At 64.5% G+C, this 14,327-nt stretch carries 14 protein-coding genes; 12 read left to right on the top strand and 2 right to left on the bottom strand.

The features are described from left to right. Positions 1-318: 318 nt before the first annotated feature. Entirely contained in the window at positions 319-1,197 is an 879-nt protein-coding gene (locus PAN31117_RS02275; protein ID WP_150736747.1) for a LysR family transcriptional regulator, read from the bottom strand. A 110-nt stretch (positions 1,198-1,307) separates the two neighbouring features. Here PAN31117_RS02275 and PAN31117_RS02270 point away from each other — a divergent pair, with 110 nt between their 5' ends. Both PAN31117_RS02270 and PAN31117_RS02265 read left to right on the top strand, forming a co-directional pair. Next, the gene (locus PAN31117_RS02270) at positions 1,308-2,027 is read left to right on the top strand and encodes a haloacid dehalogenase type II (protein WP_150736746.1); all 720 of its coding nucleotides are present in this window, start codon (positions 1,308-1,310) and stop codon (positions 2,025-2,027) included. 53 nt (positions 2,028-2,080) lie between these two features. Further along, positions 2,081-2,875 carry an aldolase gene (locus PAN31117_RS02265; protein ID WP_150736745.1) on the top strand — a complete coding sequence of 265 codons (795 nt, stop codon included), beginning with the start codon at positions 2,081-2,083 and terminating at the stop codon, positions 2,873-2,875. A 22-nt stretch (positions 2,876-2,897) separates the two neighbouring features. On the opposite strand, the gene PAN31117_RS02260 is transcribed toward PAN31117_RS02265, so the two are convergent. Further along, positions 2,898-3,332, bottom strand: a complete 435-nt coding sequence (locus PAN31117_RS02260) for a cupin domain-containing protein (protein WP_150736744.1) — start codon at positions 3,330-3,332, stop codon at positions 2,898-2,900. A 115-nt stretch (positions 3,333-3,447) separates the two neighbouring features. Between PAN31117_RS02260 and PAN31117_RS02255 the strand changes: the two genes are divergently transcribed. From PAN31117_RS02255 to PAN31117_RS02210, 10 genes are all read left to right on the top strand, one after another. Further along, positions 3,448-4,380 (top strand): LysR family transcriptional regulator, encoded by a 933-nt coding sequence (locus PAN31117_RS02255; RefSeq protein ID WP_174990766.1) that lies wholly within the window; start codon positions 3,448-3,450, stop codon positions 4,378-4,380. A 236-nt stretch (positions 4,381-4,616) separates the two neighbouring features. Beyond that, positions 4,617-5,477, top strand: a complete 861-nt coding sequence (locus PAN31117_RS02250; RefSeq protein WP_150736742.1) for a VOC family protein — start codon at positions 4,617-4,619, stop codon at positions 5,475-5,477. Next, positions 5,474-6,580 (top strand): M14 family metallopeptidase, encoded by a 1,107-nt coding sequence (locus PAN31117_RS02245; RefSeq protein WP_150736741.1) that lies wholly within the window; start codon positions 5,474-5,476, stop codon positions 6,578-6,580. Before PAN31117_RS02250 ends, PAN31117_RS02245 begins: the two co-directional genes overlap by 4 nt. A gap of 123 nt (positions 6,581-6,703) precedes the next feature. Beyond that, positions 6,704-7,720: a quinone oxidoreductase family protein gene (locus PAN31117_RS02240; RefSeq protein WP_150736740.1), complete on the top strand. Its 1,017-nt coding sequence runs from the start codon at positions 6,704-6,706 to the stop codon at positions 7,718-7,720. Beyond that, on the top strand, positions 7,717-8,148 hold the full coding sequence (locus PAN31117_RS02235) for a PaaI family thioesterase (RefSeq protein ID WP_150736739.1): 432 nt from the start codon (positions 7,717-7,719) through the stop codon (positions 8,146-8,148). The genes PAN31117_RS02240 and PAN31117_RS02235 overlap by 4 nt, the downstream gene beginning before the upstream one ends. A 117-nt stretch (positions 8,149-8,265) precedes the next feature. Next, on the top strand, positions 8,266-9,939 hold the full coding sequence (locus PAN31117_RS02230) for an ABC transporter substrate-binding protein (protein WP_150736738.1): 1,674 nt from the start codon (positions 8,266-8,268) through the stop codon (positions 9,937-9,939). Positions 9,940-9,960: 21 nt separating this feature from the next. Beyond that, on the top strand, positions 9,961-10,953 hold the full coding sequence (locus PAN31117_RS02225) for an ABC transporter permease (RefSeq protein ID WP_150736737.1): 993 nt from the start codon (positions 9,961-9,963) through the stop codon (positions 10,951-10,953). A gap of 39 nt (positions 10,954-10,992) precedes the next feature. Beyond that, on the top strand, positions 10,993-11,913 hold the full coding sequence (locus PAN31117_RS02220; RefSeq protein ID WP_150736736.1) for an ABC transporter permease: 921 nt from the start codon (positions 10,993-10,995) through the stop codon (positions 11,911-11,913). 54 nt (positions 11,914-11,967) lie between these two features. Next, positions 11,968-13,530 carry a class I adenylate-forming enzyme family protein gene (locus PAN31117_RS02215; RefSeq protein ID WP_150736735.1) on the top strand — a complete coding sequence of 521 codons (1,563 nt, stop codon included), beginning with the start codon at positions 11,968-11,970 and terminating at the stop codon, positions 13,528-13,530. A gap of 5 nt (positions 13,531-13,535) precedes the next feature. Then, positions 13,536-14,315 (top strand): SDR family oxidoreductase, encoded by a 780-nt coding sequence (locus PAN31117_RS02210; protein WP_370855717.1) that lies wholly within the window; start codon positions 13,536-13,538, stop codon positions 14,313-14,315. Positions 14,316-14,327: the final 12 nt, after the last annotated feature.

Here is a 14,327-nt window from a genome sequence, read left to right as displayed (position 1 = left end):
GGGTGCATCGCAGCGTCGCAGCGCACGTTCCTGCGCTGGTCGGCAGCGCGCAAAGCGATCTGGCCACACGGCTCGACTTCGCGGATGCGATCTCCGCCGGAGACTTCTCGCAGGCGTTGCATCTCTATCCCGACTCGCTCGGCCATGCGCTGCTCGACGCAGGTCGCAGCGCGTACGCCAGCGGCTTCAGCGGCGCGTTCCTCGCCGCCGGTGTATTCGCCGTGCTGTGCGCGTTGGCGGTGCATCTGAGCATGGGTCGTGCGGAGGTCGAGGAAACCAGCGTTGCACCGAGTCCCGCGCTTCGTAAGTCTTGGCGTACTACGCCGTCGCGACACCCAGCGTCTCGCCGACAGTCACCGCGAGAAAGTCGGCAAGCGCCCGACGCGATGCCGACGCCGGGCCGCCGCCATCCACCAACGCAATCTCCGAAGGTGGCGGTGGCGGCAAGGTGTCGCAAACCGCGTGGTCCGGTAACAGCACCATCTCCGGCAGGACCGACACCCCAAGCCCTGACGACACCGCCGCCTGAATACCCGTCAGGCTGTGGCTGCCGAACGCCATGCGCCACGGACGTCGCGCGGCGTCTAGGCTGCGAATCGCGCGCTGACGGTATATGCAACCCTGCGGGAACAGCGCCAGCGGCACCGGCGCGTGGGCCAGGCTGTCTGCATCTCGCGCCGCCGACTGCGCCGCCATCGCCCATACCAGCGTCTCCGGCCACGCCATCAGACAGTCACCCTGCCCGGGTTCGCGTTTGACGAGCGCCAGGTCCAGATCGCCCGCGCTCAACCGCTCCCGCAAGTCGGCACTCATGCCCGCCACGATCTCCAGACGGATGTCGCCGTGCGCCTGAACGAAGCGCGAGAGCATGTCAGCCATGCGACGCGCGTCGATGTCCTCGGGCAGTCCCACGCGTACCGTCGAGACACGGCTGTCATTCTCCATCGCGTCGACGGCTTCCATCGACAGCGCAAGCAGCTTGCGTGCGTACTGTGCGAGGAGTTCGCCATGAAGCGTGGGCGTGACGTTCACCCCGGAGCGGTCGCGCATGAGCAATTGCCGCCCAAGCTCGTCTTCCAGACGCCGGATCTGCTGACTCACGGTCGACTGCGTGCGATGCACACGCTCCGCCGCACGCGTGAAACTACCTTCGTCGACGACCGCAACGAGTGTCTTGAGTAAGCCGAGATCCAGCATGGCGGCACCATATTTATAATTTCGATAAGTATCGAATTTTAATTTAATTTCAGAATATGAGTCGAAACGACTACGCTGACGTCATCCCGTTATCGTCATGGAGACTCGTTATGTCCCAACCGTCCGCGTCGTTGAGCCACAGCCCACGTCCGCAATGGCTCACCTTCGATTGCTATGGCACGCTCATTCAATGGGACGAAGGGCTACGCGATGCGGTCACGCGCATCCTGCAAAGTAAGCCCGGCCACAACATCGGCACGTCCGATCTGATCGCCACGTTCGACCATCACGAGCACGCACTCGAGCAGACGCCACCGCATCGCGCGTTTCGCGAGGTCGCAGGCGAGGGACTTCGTCTCGCGTTGCAGGATCTCGGCTTGCGAGCATCGCCGCAGGACATCGGCGTGCTGACGGACAACATCTCGGCCATGCCGCCGTTCCCGGAAGTCGTGCCGACGCTGGCGACCCTCAAGGCGCGCGGCTATCGACTGTGCATCGTCTCCAACACGGACGACGACATCATCGCGGGCAATGTCGCGCAACTCGGCGGGCACATCGATCGTGTCATCACTGCGCAGCAAGCCGGTGCGTACAAGCCCAATCGCCGCCTGTTCGATTACGCGCACGAACAACTCGGCGTGACGAAGGAAGACGTCGTCCACATCTGCGCCAGTCCGCATCTGGACCACGCGGCGGCGCGCGACATCGGCTTCCGGTGCGTGTGGGTGGATCGCGGCACGGGACGTCGGCCGCTGCCCGATTACACCCCGGACGCGACCATTGCCACGCTCGACACCGTGATACCGTTGTTCGACGGATTCGGCTGGTAAGCGCTCAACGCCACCGAACGCTGCCCAACGCTGACAATCACGAGGAGACCGACATGGCGCACACCCTCTCGCTGAACGCCGACGACGCGTCGCTGCGCGTCGACGACGTGGATCTCGACACGCCCGCCGTGCGCACCGCGCGCGAAGAACTCGCGGCCTGCTTCCGGCTAGCCGCAATGCATGGCTTCGAGGAAGGCATCTGCAATCACTTCTCGGCGATGTTGCCCGGCAGCGACCGATGGTTTCTGGTGAACCCGTTCGGGCTGGCCTTCGAGGAGATCACGGCGTCGAGCCTGCTCGTCTGCGATCTCGACGGTCACGTCGTGGCGGGCGACGGGGTGCCGGAAGCCACCGCGTTCTACATCCACGCGCGCCTGCACAAGGCGAACCCGCGCGTGCGGGCGGCCTTCCACACGCACATGCCCTGGGCGACGGCGCTGGCGATGAGCGAAGGCGAGCCGCTCGTCTGGGCGGGACAAACGGCGCTCAAGTTCTACGGACGAACGGTGCTCGACACCGACTACAACGGTCTCGCGCTCGGCAACGAGGAAGGTGACCGCATCGCGGCGGCGATGGGCGACGCCGACATCGTCTTCATGAAGCATCACGGCGTCATGGTCGCGGGACCGAACATTGCCGAAGCATGGGACGACCTCTACTATCTGGAGCGCGCCTGCGAAGTGCAGTGCAAGGCGATGAGCACGGGGCGCGAGCTTCGCCCGGTGCCCGAGGCCATTGCGCGACGCACTGCAGCGGAGATGCGCGCGGGCGACCCGCAAAGCGCTCGCGCGCATCTGGACAGCGCGATGCGACGTCTGCGTGCCGCCGGGGTGCCGTTCGACCGGTAAGGCGTCATTGCGCCCCCTGTGCTCAGAGGCCGACGATCTCCTGCCGGAACGTCTCGCACACCTCCCGCACGGCCTGCGGGTCGTGCGGCACGGGCAGCGCCGCCATGGCGCGGAAGAACGCATCGTGACGCGCCGGTGTCGACACCAGCAGCATGCGCGCCAACATGACCTGCTCGTTGACGAAGCCATGTACGTCGCCCTTTGCCACGTTCACGGTGTCGCCCGCAACAACGTCGCGCGTCGTGTCGCCCACGGTGAAACGCAAACGCCCGTGCGTCATCACAAATGTCTTCTCCTCGTCGAGCGAACGGTGCATCGGCGCGCCGCCTTGCGGGTTCACGGTCATGTCCATGAGCGTGAGATCCCGCTCATCGTGATCGCGCACACCGGCAATGAGCCGCACATCCATGTTGGCAAATGACACGACATCGGCGGACGGGTTGAATTCGGACTTCATGGGACGTGGAACTCCTTCGTACGGTTGAAATAAGGGGGAATGCCGTCATTCTGGCGACCGCTCACCTGAGAGAAAAGACGTCTAAAATTGGCAAGACTTGCCAATGGAATGGACAATGGATCTCAATGGAACGCTGGCTTTCGTGACCGTCGTCGAGTGCGGCTCGTTCTCGGCAGCCGCGCGTGCGCTGGAAATTCCTCGCTCGACGGTCAGTGCGCGCGTCGCATCGCTCGAAGCGCATCTGGGCGTGATATTGCTTCGACGCACCACGCGGCGCATTGCGCTCACGGACGACGGCCGAGACTACTTCGAGCGTGCGGCCCCCGCGATCAGGACGCTTCGCGAGGCCGAACAATTTGATGAAACCGATGCCACCGGACGCCGTCCCCTGAGCGGATCGATACGCATCGGCGTGCCGTTCGACTTTCCGTTCGATGCGCTTGGTCAGGCCATCGCGACATTCCGCGAAGCGCATCCGCGCGTTCGCTTCGACGTGCTGGTGGACGACAGCGTGAGCGATTTCGTCGACGACAATCTGGACATGGCGATTCGCGGCGGTCAGCCCGGCGGCGATCACATCGTTGCGCGTCGCATCGCCACGTTCGGCTTCGCGCGCTTTGCCAGCCCCGTCTTCGGTCCCGGACGAGGCAAACGCGTGCCAGAGAATATTCCGGCGCTCGTCTTCAAACCGCGCGGCGCCCCAACAATGTCCCCCCGTTCGGCCGCGCTCATCGCGACGCAAGCGGACTACGCGGTCGCCACCAACAGCTTCGCCCTGCTCAAGCAGTTGGCGCTGCACGGCGCCGGGGTAGCGGTCCTCCCCGCGCACCTCTGCGACGCCGACGTCGCGAGCGGCAAGCTCGTCGACCTGCCGTTCGCAGACGTCGATACGCAGGTGGGCCTTTATCTGGTCTATCCTTCACGGCGCGCCCTGACGCAAAAGGTCAAGGCCTTCTCGGATCACCTTCTGAATGTGATTGAAACTTCCGCCGATCCGGTCCAAACTGCCACGTCTCAGAGGATGAGAACGACCGTCAGGAAAGGCTGAGCAGCCCATCAATGCGACGCCAGCCTCGTGAGGCCCCCACGAGCGCACGTCACGCACTAAGCAAAGCAAAAAGCATCAGTTGGGCTAAGACCGGCGCGCTTCTAGAATGGGCAGGTCGTCCATTTTCTGTCGGGAGCTGTCGTGTCCAGTCGTTATGTCCCGGGGGGCCGTTTGTCCGCCTTCGTCCCCACCGCCTCCCTCGCCCCGTTCTCTCATCAACGCATCGGAGGTCAGGCATGAGTCAGATTCCCGCACCGGTTCTCGATCACGTCGTCATCAACGTCAAGGGCGAGCTCGAAGCCTCTGTCGACACTTATCGCCGTCTGGGCTTCGCCCTGACCGAGCGTGGCCATCACTCGCTCGGCACCAGCAACCACCTGGCGATCTTCGGCGAAAACTATCTTGAGCTGCTCGGCTTCGAAGCTGGCAAATCGACCGCACGCCCCGACGTGACGCAAGCCCCGCTCGGGCTGACCGGTCTCGTCTTCAAGACGCAGGACTCGCACGCTCTCTTCACCGCATTGCAGGAGCGCGGTATTGGCGTAGAGACACCGGCCGAGTTCTTCCGCCCGGTGCGTCTGCCCGACGGCACTACGCAAGACGCCCGCTTTCGCACCGTGCGACTCGCCAGCGAACTGGTTCGCAACGGCCGCACGTTCTTCTGCCATCACTTCACGCCGGAGCATGTCTGGCGCGACGAATGGCGCGATCACCCGAATGGCGTGACGGACATCGTCGGCTATGTCGTTTCGACGCCGAATCCGGCAGTCACCGCCGCCCTTTACGACCGTGTCTTCGGCCCGGGCATCCTGAGCGTAACCGGTGACAAGGGCTATACCTTCACCGCTGGCCGCGCCCGCGTCCACTTCGTCACCCCCGCAGAAGCGGCGCAACGCTTCGGCAAAGTCGAGACGACGGACGACGGCAGCGAGCGCAGCGTCGCACTGATCCTGCGCACCCGCTCCCTTGCCCAGACCCAGGCCACCCTGCGCGAAAACGGCGTGCCCTGGACGACGCTCGACGACGGCGCAGTGCTCGTGGCCGCCGCCGACGGCTTCCACGTCGCGCTTCAGTTCGTCGAAGGGGACGCAGCATGAGCCGTCAGCCCACCTGGTGGCAGGCGTTCGGCGTCGACTATGCAGACGCCCGTCAACGCTTTCGCACCGCTGCCGACCACGCCGGCGCGAGCCTGACCTCATATGTCCACCCCAATGCCAAAGCCCCGGACGGCAGCGAACTGACCGTCGACGTCGCGCGACTTGGTCCGGCGCACGCACCGCATCAGTTGCTTGCCATCAGCGGCACTCACGGCCTGGAAGGCGGGGCGGGATCGGCCGTTCAGACGGCCTGGCTGACCCATGCGGCGCAAACGTTGCCGCCCGACGTCGCCGTGACCTTCGTGCACGCCATCAATCCCTACGGCTTCGCACACGCCACACGCACGACCGAACACAACGTCGATCTGAATCGCAACTTCATCGACCACGACAAGCCACATCCGGTTAACGCGCACTATGCGTCGCTGCACGATCATCTGATTCCGGCTGAGTGGACGTCCGACGCACTGGCGCAAAGTGCGCGCGCCATCGACGCCTTTCGCACCGAGCACGGTGCCGACGCGCTATTCAACACGCTCGCCAGCGGTCAGCACACGCACGCCGACGGCCTCATCTACGGCGGACGCTCGCGCGAATGGTCGAACGTCACCTTGCAGACCATCGTCGAGCGCGAACTGTCGCAAGCGCAGCGCATCGGCCTGATCGACTGGCACACGGGCATCGGCGAGTACGGCGAGCCGTTCTTCCTGTGCTTCAACGCGGAGGGTAGTGACGAACAACGCGAGGCCGCCCGCTGGTGGAATGCCGAGCGTGTGCTGAATCAACGCCCGCATGGCTTGCAGCGTCCCGACTACCAGGGGCTCGTGTTCCGTGGCGTCGAACAATTCGCCAAGGGACGCCCGGTGATCGGCGCTGTCGTCGAATTCGGTACGCGCGGCTCGAATGCAAGCGTCGCCAACCGCCTCGACCAGTGGCTGCGCTCACGCGCACCGGCCCATCCGGACGCGGCACGTGACCGCCTGCTGCGCGCTGACGTGCTGGACGCTTTCGTTCCCGTCTCGTCAGTGTGGCGTACCAGCGTGCTCACGCATGGGCTGCATATCACGGCGCAGGCGCTGCAAGGCCTCGCGACGTCCGGTTAGGCCAACGGGCGCTGAGCGTATGAACGCGTAAGCACCCGAAGCCACTCACCTCTTTCCATTCATCAACAAGGATCGGCGCGGCCCGAGGGGCTCGTTCATCCTGAAATCGACCGAAGACCCAGCATGAAAGCCATCGTATTGCGCGAGCACGGCGACAACAGTGCACTCAAACTCGAAACCGACTTCCCGGATCCCGTCGCGGGCGAAGGCGAAGTCGTGCTGCGCGTGCGCGCGTCGTCGCTGAACTACCACGACGTGTTCACCCGCCGCGGCATGCCCGGTATCAAGCTGCCGTTCCCCGTCATCATCGGTCTGGACGTCGCGGGCGAGATCGCCAGCATCGGCCCCGGTGTGCAGGGCTGGTCCGTCGGCGATCGCGTGCTCGTCGATCCCATCAACCGGGTGACGGGAGGCCTCGTCGGTGAGACAACGCACGGCGGTCTGGCCGAACTTTGCCGTGTACCCGAACACCAGCTCGTGCGGCTGCCCGACGAGGTGTCGTTCGACGACGCCGCCGCGTTGCCGGTCGCCTATGGCACGGCGCTGCGCATGATGCAGCGCATCGGTCAGGTCAAGGCCGGTGAACGGGTGCTGATTCTCGGCGCGAGTGGCGGCGTGGGCGTGTGTGCCGTGCAACTGGCCAAGCTCGCTGGCGCCGAAGTCATCGCCTGTGCCGGGTCGCGTGAAAAGGGCGAACGCCTGCGCGAACTGGGCGCGGACGACATCATCTATTACACCGAGGAAGACTTCGTCGAAGTTGTGCGTGCGCGCTACGGCAAGGCAGCTCGTCGTCGCGGCGCCGCCAACAACGGCGGCGTCGATGTCGTCGTGAACTTCACCGGCGGCGACACGTGGACACGCTCGCTGCGCACCCTGCGTCAGGGCGGGCGCGTGCTGACGTGTGGCGCTACGGCTGGCTTCGATCCGAAGGAAGACCTGCGCTTCATCTGGACCTTCGAGTTGCAGATTCGCGGCTCGAACGGCTGGGATCGCGAAGACCTCCACGAACTGCTCGAACTGGTCGCCAGCGGCAAGCTGCGCGTGCTGGTCGACAAGAAGTGGCCGCTGGAAGACGGCGCACAGGCGCTCGCGTCGCTCGAAAACCGCCAGATCGTCGGCAAGGTACTGGTGGGCGCATGAGCACGACGACCCTCACCCTGTCTGTCGAACAGGTCCAGCAAGCCTTCGATAACTCGACGTTCATCGCATGGCTCGGGATGCGCGTCACGTCGCTCGACCACGATGCGCAGACCATCGAAGTCGACATTCCCTTTCAGAACGCGTTCGAGCGTGGCGCGGGTACGCGTCAGTGGCACGGTGGCCCGCTTGCCGCCGTGATCGACACGGTCGGTGACTTCGCCGTCGGCATGCTCGTCGGCCGTGGCCTGCCGACCGTCAACTTCCGCGTCGACTACCTTCGCCCGGCCATCGACACCGATCTGCGCGCCATCGCCCGCGTGCGACGGCTCGGCAAGAGCATCGGCGTGGCGGACGTCGATCTGGTCAATGCGCAAGGCGCGCTCGTCGCCATCGGTCGCGCGAGTTATGCCACGTTGCCGCCCGCGTAAAAAATGTCAGGCGTCGGCTTTACGCCGGTCACAGGTCATTACCGCTTAGCAGGTTGAAGACATCAGATTGAAGACGTCGGCGAGATCGCACCGGCGTCGCGTTTTTCGGAGTTCATCATGCGCAAGTTCCGGGGTTCGTCCCATTCCCGTTCACGTCGTCAGTTCCTGTATCGCAGCGCTGGCAGCGCCCTGGCCGCCACCTCCGCCGCCCTCGCGGGGACGACCGGCTGGCTCGTCTCTCCGACGCGCGCTTTCGCGGCAGATGCGTCCAGTGCCGCCACGCCTCGTCGCGGCGGCACGCTCGTGGCCAGTTGGGGCGGACTGGAACCGCAGGCGCTGTTCGTGCCGGGCGGCGGCGGCTCCAGCCCGTTCATGACGTCGACCAAGATTCTCGAACGTCTGCTCAAGATCGACGAAAAGCTCGCCTTTCAGCCCGTGCTTGCGACCGACGTCAAAGCGTCGGCCGACTTCAGAACATACACCGTCGCCCTGCGCAAGAACGTGCTCTGGCACGACGGCAAACCGTTCACCGCGGACGATGTCGTCTACAACGTGCAAGAGCACTGGAAGCCCATCTCGGCGGGTGTCGCGCTCAAGGCACTCAAGCGCGTGAGCGCGCCCGATGCACACACCGTCAAACTCGAATTCTCCACGCCGGTGCCGGAGTTCTTCTTCAAGTCGATTCTTGCGGGGCAGTATCAGGTGGTCGTGCCGAAGCATCTATACGCAGGCAAGGACATCATCACCAACCCGCTCAACAACGCGCCGGTGGGCACCGGCCCGTGGAAGTATGGTCAGTGGGTGCGCGGCAGCCACGTCTCGTACACGCGCAACGAGCAATACTGGAACGTCGCACAACCGTACCCCGATAAGCTCATCGTTCGCTGGTGGGGCGACCCCGCTTCGCGTTCGGCCGCACTCGAGACGGGTGAGCTCGGCGTCGCCTTCTCGAACCCGGTGCCAGCGCGCGATATCGACCGCCTCGTAAAGACGGGCAAGATCGCCGTCGACACGCGCGGTTACGAAAATGCCGCCTGGACCGTGACCGTCGAATTCAACCAGCGACGCGATCACGTCAAACGCCGGGAAGTGCGTCAGGCGATCCTGCATGCCATCGATCGCAAGTTCATCATCGACACGGTCTACTTCGGTCGCGGCAAGCCTGCCGTCTCTCCGATCTTCCGCACCAACGCGCTGTTCTTCACGGACGACGTCCCGAAGTACCCGTTCGATCCCGCCAAGGCCAACGCGTTGCTCGACGCCGCCGGTCTGCCGCGTAAGAACGGCACGCGTTTCTCCGTCAATCTCGTGGCTGCCGCGTGGTTCGAGGAGAACGCCAAGCTCGGGCAGTACCTCAAGCAGGCGCTTCAGGATGTGGGTATCGCCGTAAAGCTCGACTCTCTCGACCGCGCGACATCGCTCAAGCGCATTTACAGCGATTACGACTACGACATCGCCATCTCGAACTTCACCGCGCCGCTGGAGCTCGTCCCCGTGGTCACGCAGTTTTTCACGACGGACGGCATCGTCAAGGGTGCGGCCTTCCGCAACGCGACCGGCTATTCGAATCCAGCCATGGACGCGCTCGTGGACCGCCTGACTGTGGAAACCGACAACGCGAAGCGTCAGAAACTCGCGCACGACTTCGCCCGACTAGCCGCGACCGAAGTGCCTCTCGTGCCGCTCGTCGAGATGGAATCGTTCACGCTCTCGCGCACTAACGTGCGCAATGCGACGACAAGCGCCAACGTGCAGGGCGACGCATTGGCCGACGTCTGGCTGGCCTCGTGATCGGATGAGGAGACGGCTGTCATGGTGATGCGTCTATTGTTACGCCGGGTCCTTCAGGCCATTCCATTGCTGCTCGGGGTGATCGTCATGAATTTCTGCCTGATTCAGTCGGTGCCCGGTACGTTGCTCGACGTGATGACGGCCGAACAGCAGGTCACCGACCCCGCGCTCATCGAACGTCTGCGGGTGACATATGGGATGGATAAGCCGCTGTGGCAGCAGTTGCTTCACTACATCAACGCTGTGGCGCACCTCGATCTCGGCTATTCGTATCGGCACAACCTGCCAGTGTTCGACGTCATCATGGCGCACCTTCCCGCAACGCTCGTGCTGATGCTCGCGAGTCTGCTCGTCGCTGTGATCGTGGGCGTGGCCGCTGGCGTTGTGGCGGCCGTGAACGTGAACACATGGCGCGACACGTTCGTCTCGGTCGCAGCCGTCGTGTGCTTCGCTGCGCCGAGCTTCTGGCTCGGGATCATGCTCATCATCCTGTTCTCCGTGAAGCTGGGGTGGTTCCCGGTGGGTGGCATGACCACCATCGGGATGGACTACGGCACCGGCATTGTCGGCGCGTGGCATGCCTCGCTGGACGTGCTTCACCACCTCACGCTACCGGCGCTTACCCTCGGACTGTTTTACGCGGCGACGTATGCGCGCGTCATGCGAGCGTCGATGCTTGAGGTGGCGCGTCAGGATCACGTGCGCACCGCGCAGGCGAAAGGGCTCACGCGTCGCGCGGTCATCACCCGTCACATGGTGCGCAACGCGATGTTGCCGGTCGTCACGCTACTCGGACTGCAAATCGGCACCGTCCTCGGCGGGAGCATCGTCGTAGAAGCGGTCTTCAGCTGGCCGGGCATCGGCGGGGTGCTTTTCGACAGCGTGATGAGTCGCAACTACCCGGTCGTGCTGGGACTGCTCGTGCTCAGCTCGGCGCTGGTCATCGTCGCGAATATTGCCGTCGATCTCATCTACACGCGCCTCGATCCTCGTATCCGCACACACGCCTCGTGAGCCTTCGTCTCGCCTTACCGCAATGAACTGGTCTGCAACATGACGTCTTCCGCCGAACCCGCTCTTCCGACTCCTGACGCGCTTGATGCCAGCGCACCCTCCGCCTTTGCACGCCCGGCACGCCGTGGCTCGCGCACGTGGCAGCAATTCGCCCGACATGGCGGGGCCGCCGCCGGTGCGGTGGTGCTCACGCTGGTCGTGATCGTCGCCTTGTGCGCTGGTTGGTGGTATCCCGGCGACCCGCTGCGCATCGTGGCCACACCGGAAATCTGGCCGTTCGAGCAGTGGCAATACCCCCTCGGCACCGATGCATTGGGACGTGACATCGCCGCCATGCTCGCGCACGGCGCGCGCGCAACGCTGGCCATCGGACTGGTCGCGAGTGTGGCCGCGACGGTCATCGGTGTGTCGATAGGCGCCATCGCCGCGTGGTGGGGCGGATGGATCGACGAGGTGCTCATGCGCTTCACCGAACTGTTCCAGATCGTGCCGAACGTCGTATTTGTGCTGACAGTCGTCGCCATCCTCGGGCCGCGCATCGAGAACACGGTGATCGCCGTGGCGCTCGTGTCGTGGCCTGCAATTGCCCGACTCACGCGCGCCGAATGCCTCTCGTTCAAGTCGCGGGAATTCGTACAGGCGTGTCGAACGGTGGGACTGTCGTCGTGGCGCATCGCCCTGCGGGAGGTGCTGCCGAACGCGTTGCCACCGGTGCTCGTGATGGGCACGCTGGTCGTCGCAGGCGCCATCCTCTACGAGTCGGTCGTGTCCTTCCTCGGGCTTGGCGATCCGAACGTCGCCAGCTGGGGACGCCAGATCGGCGAAGGCCGCACGTTGATCCGCTCGTCCTGGTACCTGTGCGCCGAACCCGGCATCGCCATCATGCTTGCCGTGCTCGCGCTCAACCTCGTGGGCGATGGCCTGAACGACGCGCTGAATCCGGTGCTTCGCAAGCGCTGATCGCCAGCGCCGTCGATCGACCACTCAAGAACACTTTTTGCTTCACTAAACGCTATGACGCACCGTTGGCATAACCTCGGCGACCTCGTCGACCGATCCCTCAGTCTCGACGCAGCGGCTATCGTCGACTTGCGCGACGGCGACCACCCGCGCACCTACACGCACACCGACATCGATCGCCTGGCGAACGGCGTGGCGACGGCCCTGCGTGCGCGCGGTCTGCCGCAAGGCGCGCATGTCGCGATCGCGTCGCTTAATCGCGCGGAATATCTGATCGCCTACTTCGGCATTATGCGAGGGGGATATGTCGCGGTGCCCATCAACATCAAGCAATCGCGCGAGATCCTCGATTACGTTATCGACGATGCGGGCATCTCGCTGGCGTTCGTCGACGGTCCGCGTCGAGACGCCCTGAGCGCACGCGTGCCGGTCATCGACTTCGATGACGAAGGTGCAGATGGCTTCGCTGCGCAGATTCAGCTTGCGGATTTCGATGCCGTGCGTCCTGCTCACGACGATGTCGCACAAATGCTCTATACATCGGGCTCGACGGGCAAACCGAAAGGCGTGCCGCTCACCCACGCCGGGCAGCTATGGGCGCTGGGCGCGACGTACGTCCAACCGACACATCCGTCGACGGAGCGTTTCCTACTTGCGCAGCCGCTGTTTCACATGAACGGGCTGTTCATGGCCAAGCGCGCATTCTCCGTGAACGGCACGCTGGTGATCCTGCCGTCCTTCGATGTGTCGACGTACGTCGACGCGCTGGAGCGCTACCGCATCACCGTGCTGGCCGCCGTACCGACCATGTTCGCGCGCATCGTGAAAGATCCGCATACGCTCGCGGGTCGCGACGTCTCGTCGCTCGCCCGCCTGATGCTCGGCTCCGCACCGATGAGCGCCGCCCTGCTTGCCCGCATTCAGGCCGCGTTTCCCAACACGCATATTCATCACGGCTACGGCACGACGGAAGCGGGACCGAGCATCTTTGGCCCGCATCCGGATGGCATTCCTCTGCCACCGCTGGCGCTGGGCTATCCACTCTTTCCCGATACGGTGAAGCTCGTTGAGGGTCCCGACGCCAACGAGGGCGTGCTGTGCATGCGCAACCCGGCGGTCATGCACGGATATCACCGTCTGCCGGAGAAATCGGCGCAAGTACTGAGTGATGGGTGGTACTACAGCGGCGACGTGATGCGACGCGATGCCAACGGCTTCTTCTATTTCGTGGGACGCGCCGATGACATGTTCGTCTGCGCGGGCGAGAACATCTATCCGGTGGAAGTGGAGAAAGTGCTCGAAGCGCATCCGGAAGTCCGCCAGGCCAGCGTGGTGCCGCTCCCCGACGAGGAGCGCGCCGCCGTGCCGGTCGCCTTCGTGGTGCGTCAGCCCGGCAGCACGCTGAGCGTCGAGGCGCTCAGACAGCATGCGCTCGCGAACGGCCCCGCGTATCAGCATCCGCGTCGTGTAGCGTTCGTCACCGAGCTGCCGTGGGCGGGGACCAACAAGGTCGACCGTCATTCCCTGCTCCAACAGGCGCGATCCCTCGAAGCGACGCAAGGATGGAGCGATCAACGTCAGAACTCAGCCTCACTTACCGGAACCATCGCATCATGACTCAACTGTCCGACCTTCAGGATCCGATTCGCCTCGACGGCAAAGTCGCCCTTGTCACCGGGGCGAGCCGTGGCATTGGCCGCGCCATTGCAACAGCGCTGGCCGCGCGTGGCGCGACCGTTGCAGTGCACTACAACGCCGCGTCCGCCGATGCCGACACACTCGTCTCGCAACTGCGTGCGAGCGGTGCCCGGGCGTTTGCGGTGCAGGCCGACCTGTCATCGCAGGACGGCGCAGGTGCACTGGTCGAACGCTTCATCGGCGCCCTGGCGGCACACGACCTACCGCCGCAATTGGATATTCTCGTGAACAACGCTGGCGTGGGTCTCCGGGCACGCATCGACGCAGTAACACCGGAGGACTTCGACCGGGTACTGCAAGTCAACCTCAAGTCGCCGTTCTTCCTGATCCAGCACGCGTTGAAGCATCTGGGGGACGGCGCACGCATCGTCAACGTCTCGTCCATCGGGACACGTGCGGCCTATCCGGAGATGAGCGTCTACGCCCCCGCCAAGGCCGCCCTCGAAGCACTGACGCTTTCGCTGGCGGCCGATCTCGGGGCGCGAGGCATCACCGTCAACGCCGTGTTACCCGGCGCGACGGCAACGGATCTGAACCAGCGCGCGAGCGATCCCGTCGCCAGTCAGGCCATCGCCCGGACAGTCGCCCTGGGACGCGTCGGACAACCCCGAGACATCGCGGACATCGTCGCCTTTCTTGCCAGCGACGCCGCCCGCTGGGTCACGGGACAAGCCATCGATGCCAGCGGCGGTCAGCGTCTTTGATCCCCATCGCCA

Source organism: Pandoraea anapnoica, assembly GCF_902459765.1.
Lineage (GTDB): Bacteria > Pseudomonadota > Gammaproteobacteria > Burkholderiales > Burkholderiaceae > Pandoraea > Pandoraea anapnoica.
This window is presented reverse-complemented; position numbering and strand designations above follow the sequence as displayed.

Coding starts and splice junctions, on each gene's coding strand:
- PAN31117_RS02275 (WP_150736747.1), bottom strand. CDS start 1,197: ATGCTGGATCTCGGCTTACTCAAGACACTCGTTGCGGTCGTCGACGAA.
- PAN31117_RS02270 (WP_150736746.1), top strand. CDS start 1,308: ATGTCCCAACCGTCCGCGTCGTTGAGCCACAGCCCACGTCCGCAATGG.
- PAN31117_RS02265 (WP_150736745.1), top strand. CDS start 2,081: ATGGCGCACACCCTCTCGCTGAACGCCGACGACGCGTCGCTGCGCGTC.
- PAN31117_RS02260 (WP_150736744.1), bottom strand. CDS start 3,332: ATGAAGTCCGAATTCAACCCGTCCGCCGATGTCGTGTCATTTGCCAAC.
- PAN31117_RS02255 (WP_174990766.1), top strand. CDS start 3,448: ATGGATCTCAATGGAACGCTGGCTTTCGTGACCGTCGTCGAGTGCGGC.
- PAN31117_RS02250 (WP_150736742.1), top strand. CDS start 4,617: ATGAGTCAGATTCCCGCACCGGTTCTCGATCACGTCGTCATCAACGTC.
- PAN31117_RS02245 (WP_150736741.1), top strand. CDS start 5,474: ATGAGCCGTCAGCCCACCTGGTGGCAGGCGTTCGGCGTCGACTATGCA.
- PAN31117_RS02240 (WP_150736740.1), top strand. CDS start 6,704: ATGAAAGCCATCGTATTGCGCGAGCACGGCGACAACAGTGCACTCAAA.
- PAN31117_RS02235 (WP_150736739.1), top strand. CDS start 7,717: ATGAGCACGACGACCCTCACCCTGTCTGTCGAACAGGTCCAGCAAGCC.
- PAN31117_RS02230 (WP_150736738.1), top strand. CDS start 8,266: ATGCGCAAGTTCCGGGGTTCGTCCCATTCCCGTTCACGTCGTCAGTTC.
- PAN31117_RS02225 (WP_150736737.1), top strand. CDS start 9,961: ATGGTGATGCGTCTATTGTTACGCCGGGTCCTTCAGGCCATTCCATTG.
- PAN31117_RS02220 (WP_150736736.1), top strand. CDS start 10,993: ATGACGTCTTCCGCCGAACCCGCTCTTCCGACTCCTGACGCGCTTGAT.
- PAN31117_RS02215 (WP_150736735.1), top strand. CDS start 11,968: ATGACGCACCGTTGGCATAACCTCGGCGACCTCGTCGACCGATCCCTC.